13 protein-coding genes are annotated in these 18,660 nt (G+C 59.8%); 6 read left to right on the top strand and 7 right to left on the bottom strand.

What is annotated here, in order from left to right; genetic code table 11:
* Window positions 1–8: 8 nt before the first annotated feature.
* From HY011_08920 to HY011_08905, 4 genes are all read right to left on the bottom strand, one after another.
* On the bottom strand, window positions 9–395 hold the full coding sequence (locus HY011_08920; GenBank protein ID MBI3423047.1) for a RidA family protein: 387 nt from the start codon (window positions 393–395) through the stop codon (window positions 9–11).
* A gap of 10 nt (window positions 396–405) precedes the next feature.
* A complete protein-coding gene (locus HY011_08915) occupies window positions 406–1,770 on the bottom strand; it encodes a DUF1446 domain-containing protein (protein MBI3423046.1) in 1,365 nt (454 codons plus the stop codon).
* Between the two features lie 187 nt (window positions 1,771–1,957).
* Window positions 1,958–3,511, bottom strand: a complete 1,554-nt coding sequence (locus HY011_08910; GenBank protein MBI3423045.1) for a twin-arginine translocation signal domain-containing protein — start codon at window positions 3,509–3,511, stop codon at window positions 1,958–1,960.
* A 32-nt stretch (window positions 3,512–3,543) separates the two neighbouring features.
* Window positions 3,544–5,271, bottom strand: a complete 1,728-nt coding sequence (locus tag HY011_08905) for an AMP-binding protein (GenBank protein MBI3423044.1) — start codon at window positions 5,269–5,271, stop codon at window positions 3,544–3,546.
* A 13-nt stretch (window positions 5,272–5,284) separates the two neighbouring features.
* On the opposite strand from HY011_08905, the gene HY011_08900 reads away from it, so the two are divergent.
* Window positions 5,285–5,518 (top strand): hypothetical protein, encoded by a 234-nt coding sequence (locus HY011_08900; GenBank protein ID MBI3423043.1) that lies wholly within the window; start codon window positions 5,285–5,287, stop codon window positions 5,516–5,518.
* A gap of 479 nt (window positions 5,519–5,997) precedes the next feature.
* On the opposite strand, the gene HY011_08895 is transcribed toward HY011_08900, so the two are convergent.
* Genes HY011_08895 through HY011_08885 form a run of 3 tightly spaced genes read right to left on the bottom strand, consistent with a single transcriptional unit; the run spans window position 5,998 to window position 12,114 of the window.
* Entirely contained in the window at window positions 5,998–8,028 is a 2,031-nt protein-coding gene (locus HY011_08895) for a PQQ-dependent sugar dehydrogenase (protein ID MBI3423042.1), read from the bottom strand.
* A gap of 40 nt (window positions 8,029–8,068) precedes the next feature.
* Complete coding sequence (locus HY011_08890; GenBank protein ID MBI3423041.1) at window positions 8,069–9,577, bottom strand: DUF1501 domain-containing protein; 1,509 nt, start codon at window positions 9,575–9,577, stop codon at window positions 8,069–8,071.
* Window positions 9,578–9,579: 2 nt separating this feature from the next.
* On the bottom strand, window positions 9,580–12,114 hold the full coding sequence (locus tag HY011_08885) for a PSD1 domain-containing protein (GenBank protein ID MBI3423040.1): 2,535 nt from the start codon (window positions 12,112–12,114) through the stop codon (window positions 9,580–9,582).
* A 238-nt stretch (window positions 12,115–12,352) separates the two neighbouring features.
* Between HY011_08885 and HY011_08880 the strand changes: the two genes are divergently transcribed.
* From HY011_08880 to HY011_08860, 5 genes are all read left to right on the top strand, one after another.
* Entirely contained in the window at window positions 12,353–12,799 is a 447-nt protein-coding gene (locus HY011_08880) for a VOC family protein (GenBank protein ID MBI3423039.1), read from the top strand.
* Window positions 12,800–12,829: 30 nt separating this feature from the next.
* Window positions 12,830–13,231: a VOC family protein gene (locus HY011_08875; protein MBI3423038.1), complete on the top strand. Its 402-nt coding sequence runs from the start codon at window positions 12,830–12,832 to the stop codon at window positions 13,229–13,231.
* Between the two features lie 31 nt (window positions 13,232–13,262).
* On the top strand, window positions 13,263–14,588 hold the full coding sequence (locus HY011_08870; protein ID MBI3423037.1) for a lysophospholipase: 1,326 nt from the start codon (window positions 13,263–13,265) through the stop codon (window positions 14,586–14,588).
* A gap of 472 nt (window positions 14,589–15,060) precedes the next feature.
* The gene (locus HY011_08865; GenBank protein MBI3423036.1) at window positions 15,061–17,739 is read left to right on the top strand and encodes a S8 family serine peptidase; all 2,679 of its coding nucleotides are present in this window, start codon (window positions 15,061–15,063) and stop codon (window positions 17,737–17,739) included.
* Window positions 17,740–17,992: 253 nt separating this feature from the next.
* Entirely contained in the window at window positions 17,993–18,568 is a 576-nt protein-coding gene (locus HY011_08860) for a hypothetical protein (protein MBI3423035.1), read from the top strand.
* Window positions 18,569–18,660: the final 92 nt, after the last annotated feature.

Genomic DNA, 18,660 nt, shown 5'->3' with positions numbered 1-18,660 from the left:
TCCTCCGGCTATTCGTTCAACGCGGCAATGGCTTCGATCTCGACCTGAAAGCCGTAATGCAATTCTTTGCACGGCACGATGGCGCGCGCCGGACGGTGTGCGCCCAGCATGCGCGTATAAACTTCATTGACCTTGCCCCATAGCGCGATGTCGGAAATATAAATCGTGACTTTCAACAAGCGATTCATGTCACTGCCCGCCGCGCGCAGGATTTCACGCATATTCGTCAGGCATTGTTCAGCTTGCTCTTCAATCGGGCCAACGGTCTTTTCCGTGCTGCCCGGCTTAATGGGCAATTGTCCGGCGACATAAACGAGGCCGTTGTGAACAATCGCTTGCGAATAGTGACCGCCCGGCGCGGGCGCATTCTCTGTCAGGATGCTTTTGAGTTCCATCGTTGCCTCGTCAAACCGTAATGATTTCGACTTGTGGCGTGACCGCCGTCTTCGGCAGCAACGCAGGCCAATACGCCACGACTTCTTCCACCTTCGGACGCCCGCCGCCAAAGCCCGTCACCGTCGGCGGCCCCGCCAAGGCCAGCGGCGCAAGCTCGGTCGTGAAGCGTTGAATCGCCGCTTGTTCAGGCCCGCGCACACCAACGCGCAACATCACTTCGGCAATGCCGGGCGCTGGCTCGCCGCCCAAGCCTTCGTGCGTGGCGTTGACACCGATGTATTGCGAGCGTATTTCCTCGAACTTCAAGCCCAGTACATCAAGCCGCTTGCGCAACATCGCATCCGCCGCTTTGGCTTTTGCGTAGGCATCGGGCCAGGCGTAAATCAAACCGCCCGCGGCTTTGAATCCATCGGCAAAACTAATCGAAACTTTGTATAGATCAGTGGCAGCCTTGCCTTGTACGCCGCTCACGCGCACGCGGTTCTCGCCATCCTGCCCCAATTGAATCGTCGTGAAATCAGCGATCACATCCGGCGTGAGGTAATTGTGCGGGTCGCCCATCTCGTACATCAACTGTTCGGTCACGCCCGCGACCGTGATGCGCCCGCCCGTGCCCGCGTGCTTGGTGACGACGAAAGAACCATCCGCTTCGGCCTCGACAATCGGATAGCCGATGTCCCAGAAATCGGGGATCGTCTGCCAATCCACTTGGCAGTTGCCCCCGGTCGTTTGCGCGCCGCATTCGATGATGTGCCCGGCCACGGTGCCCGCCGCCATTTTGTCCCAATCAGCGAGCGACCAGCCGAATTCGTGAATCAAGGGCGCGAGCGTCAGGCCCGTGTCGGTGCAACGCCCGGTCACGACGATGTGCGCGCCTTGCGCTAGGGCTTCGGCAATCGGGGCCGCGCCGAAATAGACATTGGCGCTTTTGACGCGGTCGCGGATGGTTGAGAGCGCCGCGCCCGATTCCATGTTTTTCAACTCAAGGCCTTGCGCAAGCAGGTCATCGAGCTTGTTCAGGATGTCATCGCCGGTCACGACGCCGACTTTGACTTGCCCGGTCAGGCCGAGTTTGTTGACCACGCCCGCCAAACCCGCGACACAGGCCTGTGGATTGACGCCGCCCGCGTTGGCGATGATCTTGATGTTGTTGTCCAGGCACTTTTTCAGCACGCGGCTGACGACATACAGAAAGTCGCGCGCGTAGCCCGCCTGCGGATCGCGCGCTTTCTGCTTTTGCAGAATGGACATCGTGATCTCGGCCAGATAGTCGAGCGTCAAGTAATCAATGGGGCCGCGCTCGACCAATTGAATCGGCGCGTCCAACCAGTCGCCCCAGAAGCCCTGTCCATTCGCAATTCTGATCGTCCTCATTGTTCCTCCTGTTTAGAGTGGGTTGCAATTGCATATACGGGATGGTTGCGCCGGGACAGTACCGCGCGCGTCAGCAAGCGGAGACGACGCGTTGTGCCGCTGGGCCTGACTGGATGCGCCGCTTGCCGACGCGCGCGGTACTGTCCCAAGCCGCGCTTTTTTCCCGTACACCAAAGTGCAAACCGCTCTAAGCCGCAAAGATGGCCGGACGCTTTTTCGCCCAGGGCCGCGCCGCTTCCAGTTCATAGGCCAGTTGCAACAACGTCGCTTCACCGCCGCGCCAGGCCGCGAATTGGCTGCCGATGGGCAGGCAGCTCTTTGTCCAAGCGAGCGGCACCGACATTGCGGGTGTGCCGCAGGCATTGTGCAGCGGTGTATAGGAGACTTCATCCAGCACCCGCGCCAGCAGCGTGTCGAAATTCATGCGCGGATCGTGATAACCCAGTTTGTAGGGCGGAATGCGCAAGACCGGCGAGAGAATCACATCGTAGTTTTTGAAGAGACCTTCCAGCGCCGCCGCCGCTTCGGTGAACGCTTTGTTGGCGCGTCCGACGGCTTGAAACAGTCCGCGCTTGCGGCCCAATTCCATCAAGCCAATCGTCCAAGGTTCCAGCACGTCTTCACGTTTGACGCCTTTGCCCAGCATCTGCTCGATCTCTTGGTCTAAGCCAACCGTGCCCGCCGACCAATAGCCAAGAAAAGCTTCGGTGAGTTCCGCGCCATTGATCGGCAGCTTGACCTCTTCGACCTTGTGTTTGAGCGCTTCACACAGCTTGGCTGAAGCGCGTAGTGCCAGTTCGACTTCGGGGTCGGGCCGCTTGCCGTTGATGCTTTCGAGCACCAGCGCGATCTTCAACCGCTTGCTGGTGGGGCCGCTGACCATGCCAACGGGCGGCAATTTGTCGTTGTGCTTGTTTTCGACCACATTCAAATAAGCCGCCGTATCGCGCACCGAACGGCTGACGCACAGATCGCTGTTGATGCCCGCCACGTCATTCGCCAAACCGCCAACCGTGAAGGGCGTCAATTCGCGTTTGCGCGTCGGCTTCAAACCGAACACGCCGCACTGACAGGCTGGAATGCGGATCGAACCGCCGCCGTCATTGGCGTGCGCCAGCGGCACGATGCCCGCCGCGACTGAGGCCGCCGAACCGCCGCTGGAACCGCCTGTGGTGTAGGCCGGATTCCAAGGATTGTGCGCCGCGCCGTGTAGGGTTGGTTCGGTCGTTTCGATCAAACCGAACTCGGGCGCGTTGGTGATGCCCACGACGATGAACCCGGCTTGCTCTACGGCTTGAATGAACGGCGAACTCGCCTTATGCAAGCGGCCATTTTTGGCGATGCCTTGCGCGTAGAGCCGCGAACCGAAATCAATGTCGGCGTCTTTGTATTCGACGATGTTCTTCAACAGAATCGGCACGCCCGCAAAGGGGCCGTCGCCCAACGACGCTTTGGCACGGGCGCGTGCTTTTTCCACGTCGAAGTTTTTGGTCAGCACCAAATTGAGTTGCGGGTTGACGTGCTCAATGCGCCGCAGCGTATCTTCGACCAGTTCCAGTGGGGTGATCTTTTTTTGGCGAATCAATTCGGCCAGGCCGGTCGCGTCGTAGCCCGTTAAGGTGGCGGCGCGCAACTTGGTTTGTGCGCTAGCTGTCGGTGTTTCGTTCAGCAACGTGGTCCCAGCAGCAGTCAACGCCAGCGCGGCAGTATGCTTCAGAAATTTTCTGCGGTTTAGCTTCATCGTGTTTCCTTTGTAGTTTGAATGACGCGGCGCTACGCCGTCTTTAACTCGGCTACAGTCTCAAGCCCCAGCTCTTTGATCAACTGATTGCGCAAGACGAACTTTTGTACCTTGCCGCTCATCGTCAGCGGATAGGCCGCGACAAAGCGGAAATACTTCGGCACTTTGTGGCGGCTGATGTTCGCTTTGCAATACGCGCGCAATTCGTCTTCGGTCGCCGTCTCGCCGGGTTTTAGTTTGAGCACGGCGGCGACTTCTTCGCCCATGAACTGATCGGGCAGACCGACGAGTTGGGCTTCAGCGACTTTGGGATGGCGCATCAGGAAGGCTTCGATCTCGGCAGGGTAAATGTTTTCGCCGCCGCGAATGATCATGTCTTTGACGCGTCCGATGATGTTGATGTAGCCGTCGGGCCGCATCGCCGCCAGATCGCCCGAATGCAGCCAGCCGTCCGTGTCCAAGGTCTCCGCCGTCTTGTCGGGCATATTGTAATAGCCCTTCATATTTGAGAAGCCCCGCGTCCACAATTCGCCCGATTCGCCGCACGCGACGGTCGCGCCCGTCGCCGGGTCTACGATCTTGATCGAAGTGTGCGGAATCGGCAGCCCCACCGTCGCGGCCTTCAATTCAAAGCTGTCCGTCTGAAAAGATTGCGTCACCGCGCCGCAGGTTTCGGTCATGCCAAAGACAATCGAGCAATCCGCGCCGAGGCGAGCTTTGACTTGCTCCATCAGCACGACAGGCACAGGTGTCGCACCGGTGAACACCTGCCGCACGGAAGACAAATCGAATTCGGCAAAACGCGGATGCTGCAACATGGCAATCAACATCGTCGGCACGGCAAAGGTGAAGGTGCCGCGTTCCTGCTGAAACAGTTCCAACTGCTTGACCGGATCGAAGGCAATCAGCGGAATCAACGTGCAGCCCAGGTAAAGGCAATAAATCGTCCCGCCCAAACTGCCCGCAATGTGAAAGAGCGGCATCGCCGTCACATACCGCTCCGCCGTGCTTAAATCGCCGCGCGTACAGGCCACGCGCGCCTGATTGACCAGGTTGTGATGCGTCAACATCACGCCTTTGGGAAAACCCGTCGTGCCGCTGGTGTATTGCATCATCGCCACGTCGTGCGGTTGCACGCTGGCTTGGCGCGCCGCCAAGGCTTCATCCGCAACCGAATCCGCCAACGCCAGTAACTGTTCAAACAGCAGCACACCGGGCCGCGCCTGTTGGCCGAACAATACGACACGCTCCAGCTTCGGCAGCCGCGCCGCCTGCAATTTTTGAAGCAGCGGATCATCCAGGTCTTTTAACTCAGGCGCGACGCTATAGACCGACTCCAAATACGGATTGCCGCGCAATTCTTCGGTCAAACAGAGCAGTTTGATGTCGCCCTGCTGCAAGACATATTCGACCTCTGCCGCGCGGTAGTTGGTGTTGACCGTCACGATCACAGCACCGACTTTGGCCAGCGCCAGTTGCAGCAGCATCCATTCCGGCACATTCGGCGCCCAGACGGCGACGTGATCGCCCTTTGCGACGCCCAGCGCCAGCAAACCTCTCGCCACCTGGTTCACGGTGTCGCGGTACTGGCTGTAACTCAGCCGCATTTCCAGGCCAAGCTCGGGGTAGTGATAGACGAGCGCTTCTTTGTGCGGAATCTCCGCCGCGCGCTGATCCAGCAAGTCGCCGAGGGTCAGGTCTATTAAATCAGCCCCAAATGCTTCGGCTTCCCAATGTGCTTGTTGATCTTTGATTGCCATAGGTGTTTAGGTGATGGGTGTCGCGGTCACATTGCAGACCACGCAGGTTTTCGACAGCCCCGAAAGCATTTTCCGGCTTTCTGTACATCGCGCGAGCAAGCGCGCGGTTCTCGCAAACGGACGAGAGCCGCGCCTGCCAACCACAAGAAATGAAGGGCACGAAGAAGAGGAAGAAGAAAGCAGAAAGCTGCGGCTCAACCTTGCTGTTTCTTCAATCTCCTTCATGTGCTTCGTTACATCTTGGTGAAAAGTTTTGTGAAAGAGCTTTTTGCCGCCTACTTATGTTCTGATGTTACGCAGTAAGAAAGTTCGGCTCGGATTTGACAATTCTTTGCGCCGGAGGCGCGCGGGAGATTCGCCGGTGGTGGAGGCCTCGCCGCAACCACCGGAAGCAGGCACGCCAGCCACGCGCGCCCCGGATGGGGCGCAGGACTGAGCTTGCCCGCTACGCTATTGCAACTTCCGCGCGGACACGGGAGCAAGGTTAGACACCGTGGTGTGGCTGTTGATTGGGGAGGCTTGTCCTGCACCCCATCCGGGGCGCGGGGCGTGTGCGCCTGCTTCCGGTGGTTGCGGCGAGGCCTCCACCACCGGCTAAAATCCGCTGTGCCTTCAGCACACAGAGGGTGTCAACCTTTCTGGCAATTCTTCGCCTGCGTAACATCAGTTATGTTTTCAAACCAGCTCAAGACCTCACCAAATTACCCAAGACCGCTCTGGACTTCTTCACCGCACCCCGGTTGCAGGCACCGGCGTATCGCCTTGCTGCCCCAATGGCTGAATGAGAAATGCGCCGTTGGTGCTACGCCAGACATACCAGGTGCCGGTCGGCGGACGCCAGACAGCGATGTCTGCCTGGCCATCGCCATCGTAATCGGCGGGCACAGGCACATCGAAGTAGGGCGCGTAACTCGCCCCAAACATTTTCAGAATTGGCTGGCCATCCGAACTCTTGCGGATGTACCAGATCGAATCCTGCCCGCGCCAGATGGCGACATCGGTCTTGCCGTCGCCGTCATAATCCGCCGGAACTGGCGTATCGAAATACGGCGCGTAACCGGCACCCCATTGAATGGTTTGCGTGCCGCCGCCGCTGTTCTTGATGTACCAGGTGCCGTTGTCAGGCCGCCAGTAAGCGAAATCCGTCTTGCCATCGCCGTCGTAATCCGCCGCCAGCGGCAGATCGCCCGGTTGCCCCCAAACCTCGATTAAGTTGCCGCCATCCGAGCTGCGCTTGACGTACCAGACGCCCGTGCTGGAGCGCCACACCGCCAAATCCGTTTTGCCGTCGCCATCAAAATCACCTGGCGTTGGCACATCGAAATAGGGCGCATAGTTGGCGCCCCAGAATTGCAATAGTGATTGTCCATCGCTGCTTTTACGGATGTACCAGATGTTGTCGTGTCCGCGCCAAATCGCGTGATCCGTTTTCCCGTCGCCATCATAATCGCCCGGCACCGTCACATCGTTGTAAGGGGCCGCGCTGGTTCCCCACTGGGTTGTTTGCAGCATTCCGTTCGCGCTGTTGAGCACTTGCCAGTTGCCGATAGGGCCGCGCCAGATGGCGAAATCCGTTTTGCCATCGCCATCAAAATCGCAAACACGCTGTCTAGGCGGGGGCTGCACCGCACTATAGGCAACGCGCCAGACTTGTCCGCCCGCGCCGCGTTGCAGGTAATACAGCGCGCCATCCGGCCCGACCTGCAAATCCACGGGGGATGACAGGCCCGTGGCAAAGTCTGTCACGCTGTTGTTCGCCGGGTTGAGCAGGTGAATCCAACCCGCACAGAAATCCGCGAAAAAGTATTTGCCGACGTATTGCGCCGGAAACAGCGCGGTCGCCGGGTTATAAAACGTGCCGCCGGTGATGGCGCAGGTGCTGGCGTCATTGGCGTATTGATAGATCGGATTGGTCAGCCCGACGACGTTGCAAGTTCCCTCGCAGGTGGGCCAGCCGTAATTCAACCCCGCCAGCCCGTCGTTGATCTCTTCCCAGGTGTTTTGGCCGACATCGTTGATGAACATGCGCCCGGCACCAGGTTGAAACCCGAAGGTGAACGGATTGCGCAAGCCCAGCGCCCAGATGGCCTGGTTGCGCCCGGTCGTTTGCGCCAGAAAAGGATTGTCAGCGGGAATCGAGCCGTCCGCATTCAGGCGCAACATCTTGCCCAGCAGGTTGCCGAGCGATTGCGCATTGCTCGCCGTCGCATTCTCGCCCACGGCGATGTACAGCTTGCCATCCGGCCCAAAATGCAACGCGCCGCCATTGTGATTGGTGGCGCTGCTCAAATTGTCGAGATCGAGCAGCACGGTTTCGCTGCCCGCAACGGCTACGTCGCCATTGGCGGTGAAGCGGCTCACGCGATTATGAAGCGGCGCGGTGGCCGTCGTGTAATAGACATAAACAAATTGATTGACGGAAAAATTCGGATCAAAGGCGATGCCCAGCAAGCCGCGTTCACCTGATGAATTGACCGTGAGCGTCACAAACGGCGTCGCCAGCAACGCGCCCGCTTTGATAACACGCAAACTGCCCGTTTGCTGGCAGACGAACAGCCGCCCATCCGGCGCAAAGGCCATTGCGGTCGGATTGCTCAGATTCGCGCCCGCACCGCCAACTTGGGTTTCGCTAAATCCAGCGGGCAAGGTCGCAGCTTGTATCGAAAGTGAAAGTTGCAGCATGACCAGCGCACACCACAGCAGATACACGCGGTGTTTTGCGGCAATCAGGCGGTGGATGGTAAACAGCGCGAACATCAAAATCCCTCCTCACAGAAAACTCATTGGCTTATCAGCATCAGGCGATGATCTGATTGATGACTCGCCCGTGCACATCCGTCAAACGCCGTTGAATGCCGTTGTGATAAAAGCTCAAGCGTTCGTGATCAATCCCCAGCAGGTGCAACAGCGTGGCGTGAATGTCATAGACCTCAGTCGGGTGCTGGCGGTCGCGTGGCTTATAACCGAATTCGTCGCTCTCGCCGTAGGTCACGCCGCCCTTGATGCCGCCGCCGCACAGCCAGTTCGTAAAGCAATACGGATTGTGATCGCGGCCCGTGCCCGCCTGGCTCGAGGGCATGCGGCCAAATTCCGTCGTCCATAAAATGACCGTGTCTTCCAACAGGCCGCGTTGTTTGAGGTCTTGAATGAAGGCCGCGCAACCGCGCGCCATGCCGGTCGCCAGCGGGCCGTGATCGCGGCGCACGTCTTCATGCGAGTCCCAGTTGCGGCGCGGGAAGCCGTTGTCGTTGCCGCTCCAAATCTGAATGAAGCGCACACCGCGTTCGAGCAAGCGCCGCGCGGCCAGGCATTTTTGCGCGAAGTAAAACGTTTCTTCCGCGTCGTTGATCTCTTTCGGCCACGCGCGCGGGCCACGCTCTAAGCCGTACAACTTCAACACGTGTTCCGGCTCGGCCTTGAGGTTCAAGGCTTCGGGCGCGGCGAGTTGCATCTTGGCGGCGAGTTCGTAGCTGCGGATGCGGCCTTCCAACCGTTGATCGTCAGCGCGTGTGGCGGCGTGCTGGCGGTTGATTTCCGCCAGCAGTTGCTGGGTCGCGGCTTCGCTGGCGCTGTTGATATAACCGCCGGATTTATGCGGAAACAAATCAGCGATGGGTTCCGCCGTGCCGGGATAAATCACCGTGCCGCTGTGTTGCGCGGGCAAAAAAGCCGCATCCCAATTCTTGACGCCATTCGACGCCAACCCGCGCTGATCGGGCATGACCACGAAGGTCGGCAGATTGTCATTTAGCGATCCCAAGCCATAGCTCACCCAGCAACCCGCGCCGGGAAAGCCGGGCAGCAAAAAGCCCGTCGCCTGTAACAGCGTGGCTGTACTGTGGACGCCGGACTTGCTGACCATGTTGTGCACGAAGGCGATGTCATCCACGACCGAGCCGAGCGCGCTGACAGGTTCGCTGAGCAACTTGCCGCTCTGGCCGTAAGGCTTAAAATCCCACAGCGGTTTCAACCACGGCCCCAAGCCGTCCTGAAACGTCTCGACCGCTTCGCCAAAAGCGCTGGGCTGGCCGTGGCGTTTAAGCAGTTCGGGTTTGAAGTCGAATAAATCAAGATGACTGGCCGCGCCCGCCATAAAAAAATGCACGACACGCTTGGCTTTGGCCGCCTCTTGGGATTGATGATGCAGCTTGCCGTTTTGCGCCAGCGCTTCATCGCGTCCCAGCATTGCAGCCAGCGCCAGACCGCCGAGGCCGCCGCCCGCTTGCCAAAGAAATTCGCGGCGGGTCGGCAAGGGGCCTGAAGGTTGCGCCGGATATTGCGCTAGATATTTTGAAGCGTTGCGCATAATCAATCAGCAAAGGCGAATTCATTCAGGTTAAACAACACGCGGCAAAAATTCGCCAAGCCATGCGCTTGGGCAAACGCCACGTACTTAGTTTGCTCAGCGGCAGTAGGCGCGCGGCCAAACGCCAACCAATGCGCGCGCGCGATTTGTCCGGCCAGATCGTCGGTTTTTTCCCGCTCCAACCGCGCGGCGAATTGCTGCGCCTGTGCCAGCATAAAACCGTTGTTGAGCAGGGCCAGCGCTTGCAGCGGCGAGAGGCTCTCGTTGCGCTTGTCCACGCGCATCGAAGGGTCGGCGCAATCGAGCGCCGTCATCCACGGCTGCGTTTGCGAACGCACAATGAAGCGGTAAATCGAACGCCGCCACGTTCGCGCATCGTTCGGATCAGCCAACCCATATTCGTAATGCGGCGAATGCTCAGGGTGTTCGATCACAAAATCCTGCCAGCCCGGCCCGCCCATCGTCAGATCGAGCTTGCCGGTTACGGCCAGCACGGCATCGCGCACGGCTTCGGCTTCGAGCTTGCGGCGATTCTGCCGCCAGAGCAGCGTGTTGTTGGCATCTTGGGATTGCGGATTGCGGATTGCAGATTGCGGATTGGCCAGTTGTGGATTGCTGGTTTGCTTGTATGTTGCGCTGGTGACGATCAAGCGCTGCAGCGTTTTGAGCGAGCCGCCGCTGTCGCGAAAGTCGGCGGCGAGCCAGTCGAGTAATTCGGGATGCGAGGGCGTTGCGCCGTTGCGGCCAAAATCGTTGGGCGTCGTCACCAACCCCGCGCCAAAATGATATTGCCAGACGCGATTGACGATGCTGCGCCAGGTCAACGGGTTTTGTTTGTCGGTCAGCCAATGCGCCAACGCCGCCCGCCGCGCGCCTTCAGGCGCATCTGGCGGCAGGGTAAAGCGGGCCGGTTGAAACACCAGCAACGAGAGCGCGCCGGGGCCGACTTCACGGCCTGGGCTGGTGACTTGACCGCGCGCAAGCAGATAAATCGGGCGTGGCTTGCCGCCGCTCGCGCCTGTGCCGGTGAAGGTGCCGGTGCCGTAATGCACGGTGCCGGCATAGACGACTTCGGGCGTGGGAAAGGTTTTGAGTTCCTGATTGAGTTGCGTTAGTTCGGGCAAGATGCTGGCGAGTTCGGCGCGTTTCTCCGGCTGCATTGCCGCGTCAAGCAGCCGCGTGCGTTGCGCTTTCAAATCCGCCAATGCTGGCGAATTGCTTTTCGTCGCTTCAGCAATTTGGGCATCGAGTTTGGTGAGCGCTTCGCCCGCGTCTTTGGCGGCATCGCGTTCAATCACGCGCCTGCGTTCGGCCAGATCGCGCTGGCGGCCATCCAATTGATTGAAGCGCGCCGTCAGCGCCGGGTCAGGGAAATATTTCTTGTCAGCGCGATCCAGGGCGGAAAACACTGCTTGCAGTGCGTAATAGTCTTCCTGCGGCACGGGGTCGAATTTGTGGTTGTGGCATTGCGCGCAATGCACCGTGACGCTGTTAAAAGTGCCGATGGTATTGGCCACCATATCGTCGCGATCCAAATGGCGCGCGATCTTGCCATCGGTTTTGGATTCGGGCAGTTCGGCGTGCCCGATGAAATCCCACGGCCCGGCGGCCAGAAAGCCCAACGCCTGCATGCCATCGCGCGTGCCGGGATACAGCACATCGCCCGCGATCTGTTCTTCGACAAAGCGCGCGTAAGGCTTGTCTTCGTTGAACGCGCGGATCACGTAATCGCGATAGGGCCAGGCATTGGGGCGGGGCTTGTCTTTGTCGTAACCGTGCGTGTCGCCGTAATGCACTACATCCAGCCAATGCCGCGCCCAGCGTTCGCCATAGCGCGGCGATTGCAACAGTTCATCCACCAACTTTTCATACGCCAGCGGATGGCGGTCATTGACGAAGCGTTGCACCTGTTCGGGCGTCGGCGGCAAGCCAAGCAGGTCGAATGACAAACGCCGGATCAAGGTGCGGCGGTCTGCTTGCGGCGCGGGATTCAGTCCGGCTTTGGCCAAACGCGCGCGGATAAATACGTCAATCGGATTACTGAGCTTGGCTGCCGTTGCCGGTAGCGCCGGTTTGTTGAGCGGTTGCCATGCCCAATGCGCCAGCGCTTGGTTTGGCGTTGCGGAAGTTTTGGATTCAGGCCAGGGCGCGCCCGCTGCGAGCCAGGCTTTTATCAACGCGATTTGCGTTGTGTTGAGCCGTTCGCCCGTGGGCGGCATCCGTTCACTGTCATCTGCCGTGATGCGTTGGAACAACAAGCTGGCCGCCGCCTTGCCTGGCACGATCACCGGCCCGCTCTGTCCGCCGCGCAAGGCAAAAGCCCGCGTGTCCAAGCGCAAGCCGCCGCTCTGTTTCTTTTCGCCGTGACACGCCAGACAGTGCGCCGTCAGAATCGGCTGGATGTCGCGCTCAAATTGCACTTGTCCGGTTGTTAGTTGCCGGTGCGCCGAGACGGACGTAAGCAGGCGGATGAAAGCCGCGCCACTGAGGCTGCCAGCAAGGAGTAGGAAAACAGTTTTGATGATTCTCGTCTTCATGATCTTTCTACCTGCCGATTGCCGCACGCGCACGAAGAAAGGTGGTAGTTGAGCTGCAATTTTGGTGAACAGGTTTTGCGGCACATCGTACACGCATCTTTCCAAAACAGGTAGCACGGCTGTTGCTGGTGCGGCAAGACATGCCGGAGAAGTGATCGAAATCGCCTTGCCCCCAGTTGCGCTTGCCCGAAGAGTCCCTACAATCTGCCATCACCATATTCTTTCAGGAGCGCGAAGGATGAACGTTGAACCGCGGAGTACCTCGAACGTCAAACAAGCCGTGCCGTTTTTTCACGTGCACGACATCGAAGCGTCCGTCCGTTTTTATGTCGCAGGACTGGGCTTCACCAAAACCAAAGAGTGGATGCCCGCCGGCAAGTTGCGCTGGTGCATGCTGCAACACGGCGACGCCGCAATCATGTTGCAAGAGTTCTGGCAGGGCGACGACACCCATCCCGCCAACGTGCCGACTGACAAACTTGGCGTAGGCGTTTCAATCTGCTTTTTCTGTGCCGACGCGCTGGCGCTCTACCGCGCATTCAAAGCGCGCGGCGTCGCCGCCACGCGCCCTTTTGTCGGCAATGGCATGTGGGTTACGTCTGTGAGCGACCCTGATGGCTATCGCCTGGAGTTTGAGAGTTACACCGACGCGCCGGAAGAAAGCGAATACGCCGAAGCAACGTAATTGCGCGCCGCCTCTGCAAAAGGAAACCCGATGCAAAACACCGCGACCAAAGCTACCTTCAAATCCGCCTTTGGCTATCAAGGCGATGCATTAAACCTGCCCGTGCCCAACTTAGCGGCGGCGCTGCCGTTTTATGAAACCGTGTTCGGCTTCCGGGTCATTGAGCGCGCCGACGCGCCACACCCAACAGCCCGTTTAGGCCGCGATGAAATTCAAATCGGCCTGGCCGAAAACGGCGGCGACCCCACACAGGACGGCTGTTTCTTTGCCGTAGACAATGTCGAAGCGGCTTTCGCCGAACTAAACGCCAACGGCTTGGCCAAGGCCGCAGCCAATTACCGCATTGACCAACACAGCGACACCGCGTGGAAAGTCTTTTTTGTGATTGCGCCTGACGGGCTGTGTTATTGCCTGGGCGAACGGCAAGACTGAACGCACCCAACGCCAAATCAATGGAGCTTTCATGAAGACCCCGACGATCGCGCTCATCTGTCTGACCTGTTGCGCGATGGCCTCAACCACTACTCTCGCACAAACACAAAAATGGGCTGCCTCGTGGGCGGCTTCGGCGCACGGCCCTTATCCGTCCGGCAATCCTTCAGCGCAGCCCGTGCTCGATTTCGCTTTTCCCGTCGCTGCCGAAGGCGCGAACGATCAAACCCTCCGCCTCATCCTGCGCCCAACTTTGTGGGGCAAGCGCGCCCGATTGCGCTTCTCAAATGCCTTCGGCACACGCCCGGTGACGCTCGATGACGCATTCATCGGCTTGCAAGCCAGCGCAGGCAACGTCGCGGCGGGCACGAATGCGCGCGTGCTGTTCAACGGCAAGCCCAGTCTCACACTTGCGCCAGGGCAAGTGGCGTATGGCGATGCGGTCAATCTGACGTTTGCCAAAAACGCGGATGATGCCTTGCTTAACGGACGCAAGCTCGCCGTCAGCTTTCACGTCGCGGGCGCGAGCGGCCCCATGACCTGGCACGCCAAGGCGCTGCAAACGTCGTATCTCACCGCGCCGCGCGCAGGCAGCCACGGCCACGAAGAGAGCGACGCGAGCTTTCCTTACACCACAACGTCCTGGTTCTTTCTCGATGCGTTGGAAGTGCTGGCGCCGGCGGACACGGTTGTTGTCGCCTGTTTCGGCGATTCGATTACGGATGGCACGCTCTCGACGCTCAATGGCGATGATCGTTATCCCGATGTGCTGGCCCAGCGGCTGCGCGCGGCCTATGGCAATCGCGTTGCGGTCATCAACGCAGGCATCGGCGGCAACCAGATCACCGGCCCCGCGCAGTATGCGCCCAGCACGCCTTTCGCCGGTGGCCCTTCGGCGCTGGAACGGCTCGAACGCGACGTGCTCAGCCTAGCGGGCGTCACGCACATCCTCTGGCTCGAAGGCATCAACGACCTTTCGCAAGGCAAGACTGCCAAAGCCGTCATCGCAGGCATGGAAGAACTCGTCAACCGCGTCCGTGCGCATGGCAAAATCAAAATCATCGGCGCGACGCTCACGCCCAGCCTTGGTTACAACGGGCCTGCGGGCAAACCCGAAATCAGCGCGCACCGCCAGACGCTGAACCAATTCATCCGCACGAGTGGCCTCTTTGACGGCGTAGCCGATTTCGACGCAGCGACAGTTGATCCGCAAACCGGCAGCCTGCGCGCCGCCTTCCAACCCAACAGCACCATCGGCGGCGCAGGGGACAAGCTGCATCCGAATCGGGCGGGGTATCAGGCGATGGGGAATGCGATTGATTTGAAGTGGTTAGCGCCGGGAAGTCATAAGAACTAACCTATCGGAAAAACACACCAGGATGTCGGGTTCAGAGAGCCAGCGCTGCCGAACCGGGAACGCTAGCGACCGGGCGACTCCGAAGAGGTCTAACGCAGCGTCACCCGGCGGAACTACAAACGCGCCGTACCCTGCCCGACTGTGCCCGTAAGCCTATTTTCCTGGCTTTCCTGGCTCTGAGGTCTTCCCTACAGGACGCGCGCGCGATAGGCACAGAGGCACAGAGACACAGAGCTTTGTTACGGTTCTGCAGGAGATCGCGGTCTTCCTCGGTGTCTCCGTGCCTCTGTGGCAAATCTTTGCGTAAGTCCTGCCCTAAACTTCTTCGTATTTTCCGGACTTTCCCGGACTTCCTTACCGTGGTATACCACCGCTGGAATTTAGGGCCTGCTGCGACTTCACCCGCGCCGCAAGCTTCAACACACCATTTGTCACCGTTTTCTTTAACAAGCTTGAGCAAAGGCTATACCCGATGAAACGCATTTTTCTGACCTCTCTCTACTTGACCTTGGCCACGATGCTGCTGACAGCGGGGCTTTTTTATGCAACGCATTTCGTGGCACAGGCGCAAGACGGCGCGCCGCAAAGCAAGATTGCAGCCTGGCTGTGGGAACACAGCACACCGGGCCAGGCGACCGAAGCGCTGGTCATTTTGCGCGAGCGGGCCGATCTGACCGGCGCGGCGCGCCTGGAAACCAAAGAAGCCAAGGGCCGTTTTGTGCGCGCAGCCTTACTCGCCCAGGCGCAACAATCGCAACGCGCGTTGCTGGACTGGCTGACCGAACGCGGCATCGAGCATCGCGCTTATTACATCGTCAATGCGATTTGGGTAAAAACGACGCCTGAGATCATCGCCGCCATCGCCGCCCGGCACGAGGTCGAGCGCATTGACGCCAACCCGCGCATCAAAAATCAGTTCGAGCCGAAACTCAGCGAAGAGGAACTCGAACAAGCCGTCGCAGCCGTCAAACAAGCCCGCAGCGCCAGCCCTGACGCTATTGAATTAGGCGTGAATACCATTCGCGCGCCAGAGGTGTGGGCGCTGGGTTTCACCGGGCAAGGCATCGTCATCGCCGGAGCCGACACCGGCGTGAACTGGCAACACAGCGCGCTGAAAAATAACTATCGCGGCTGGAACGGCTCAAGCGCCGATCACAATTACAACTGGCACGACAGCATTCACACCAACGGCGGCGTCAATCCCTGCGGCGTCAACTCTACGCAACCCTGCGACGATGACGACCACGGGACACACACCATCGGCACGGCGGTCGGTACCGATGGCGGCGCGAATCAGATCGGCGTCGCGCCGGGCGCCCGCTGGATTGCCTGCCGCAATATGGACAGTGGCAACGGCGCGCCCGCGACCTATATCGAATGCATGGAATGGTTCCTCGCGCCTTACCCCATCGGCGGCACGCCGCAACAGGGCGACCCCAGCAAAGCGCCCGACATCACAACCAATTCCTGGGGCTGCCCGCCGTCTGAAGGCTGCCAGCCCGCTTCATTGCAAGCCGCCGTCGAAGCCCAACGCGCCGCCGGCATCATGATGGTCGTCGCGGCGGGGAACAGCGGCAGTTCCTGTTCGACCGTGAGCGATCCGCCTTCGTTTTATGCGGCTTCGTATACGGTCGGGGCCTTCAGCGCCAGCACCAGCGCCATCGCCAGTTTTAGCAGCCGCGGCCCGATCACCGCTGATGGCAGCAATCGGTTAAAACCCGAAATCACCGCACCCGGCGTGACCGTGCGCTCGGCGCTGAAGAGCGGCGGTTATGGCAGCTTGAGTGGAACCTCGATGGCGACGCCGCACGTCGCGGGCGCGCTGGCGCTGCTCTGGTCGGCGCGGCCCGCTTACCGGCATCAAATTGCGCAAACCATTGATCTGGTCAATCAGGCGGCGGTGGATGTCCCGCTCACGGCGTGCAGCAGCAGCGGCGTGCCCAACAACGTTTGGGGTTGGGGGCGGCTGGACATCAAGGCAGCGGTTGACGCGGCGACCGGCGGTTGCACCTATCAGATTGCTCCGGCCAGCGCGGCGGCGGCGGCCAGTGGCGGCCCCGGCGCGACGGCCATTACCATCACTGCCGACGCGGGCTGTGCCTGGACGGCGGCCAGCAACAACACCTGGCTGACGATCACTTCGGCCAGCAGCGGCACAGGCAACGGTGCGGTGACGTATGCGGTAGCCGCCAACACCGGCGCGGCGCGCGCAGGCACGCTGACCGTGGCCGGGCAAACTTTCATGGTGAATCAAGCTGCCGCCGGAGTTTCCACCGTTGCCAAGAAGGCCGATTTTGATGGCGACGGCCTGGCCGATTTATCGGTCTGGCGCGGCCCGACGAGCCAGTGGCTGGTGCAGAAATCGTCGAATGCTCAGTTGCAAACGACGCTGTGGGGCACGAGTCTCGAGCCGTTCAACGACCTGCCCGTGCCGGGCGATTACGACGGCGATGGCAAGATTGACGTGGCGATTTATCGCCGTCTGAGCGGCACCTGGTACATCATTCTTAGCGCGAATAATGCCTTCCGCGTGCAAACCTGGGGCATCGCGACAGACACCCCTGTGCCGGGCGATTATGACGGCGACGGCAAAACCGACATCGCCGTCTGGCGTGGCAACGAAGGCAACTGGTACATCCTGCGCAGTTCCAACAACACAACGCAGGTCGTCAATTGGGGCGTGGCGTATGCGCCCTTTAACGATGTGCCGGTGCCCGCCGATTACGATGGCGACGGCAAATGCGACATCGCCGTCTGGCGGCCTCTCGACGGCACCTGGTACGCCATCCGCAGTTCAAACGGCTCTTTCCTGATTCAGCCGCACGGACAGGCAGGCGACACCCCTGTCCCAGGCGATTATGACGGCGACGGCAAATGCGATCTGGCCTATTGGCGCGGCGCGCAAAGCGCATGGAGCATCCTGCGCAGTTCGAACAGCACCATTCAAACGGTAACCTGGGGCACCAGTCTGGCGCCTTACAACGACATCCCCACGCCTGCCGATTATGATGGCGATGGCAAATTCGACATCGCCGTGTGGCGGCCCTTTGACGGCACCTGGTATGTCATCCGCAGTTCAAACGGTTCTTTCCTGATCCAGACGCTGGGTCAGGCGGGCGATCTGCCCTGCCCGGCGACTGGCATTCGCTAATGAGTTTGACCGCTTGTTTTTAGATCGGTTTGCAATTGCGTATACGGGGGCAGATGGCGCTGGTGCGGTACCGCGCGCGTGAGCAAGCGGTGCGACAAGCTTGTACAAGCTTGTGCCATTGGCTGAACCGCCAAACCTCCGCTTGCTCACGCGCGCGGTACCGCACTGCTGCGCGGTTTTCCCGTACACTGAAGTGAAAACCGATCTAACTTGCCAAGACGGCGCGATATTTACGACGAACGTCATGCGCTCCATGCCGACTGAACGCGAAACTGAACCCGCCTTGGAAGCGTTGCTCGCCTGGTTAGGGACAACCCCGGAGCAGGCGGGGCAGCGTTATGAATTGTTGCGCTGCAAGTTGATGGAGTTTTTTGAGCGGCATGCCTGCTCGCCCGCCGATGAATGGGCAGATCGAACCTTCGACATTGTGGGTCGAAAACTAGCGGGCGGCGAAACGATCCACACCGATTCCCCGGCGGCTTATTGTTTGGGGGTTGCACGCATGCTGCGCAAAGAATACTGGCGCGCGCCCGAACGTAAACTCAGTCCGTTGGAGAGCGCGGGCGCTTTCACCGCACGTGACCAACACGCAGTTTTAGCCGGGGAATTGCAGTTCGCCTGCATGGCAGTGTGTTTGAATAAACTGCCTGCCGCTGACCGCCAGTTCATCCAAAATTATTATCACGACGATTGGCACGCCCAGGTGCAACTGCGGCGCGCCCTGGCCGAGCGTTTGAAGCTGGCGCCGGCCAGCATACGCGCGCGCGCACTGCGCATTCGCGCGCAACTGGCGCCATGCGTTGAGCATTGCGTCGCCCGGGAACGCTAGTACTCCATCAAGCTGAAAATGAGGGATGTAGGGCGGGATTTAATCCCGCCCTACATCCCGGATGCGCTCTCAGCATCCATCACTTACAGCTT

The organism is Acidobacteriota bacterium (assembly GCA_016196035.1).
Taxonomy (GTDB): domain Bacteria; phylum Acidobacteriota; class Blastocatellia; order RBC074; family RBC074; genus JACPYM01.
Note: the sequence above shows the minus strand (reverse complement) of the source record. Positions and strands in the feature narration are given on the sequence as shown.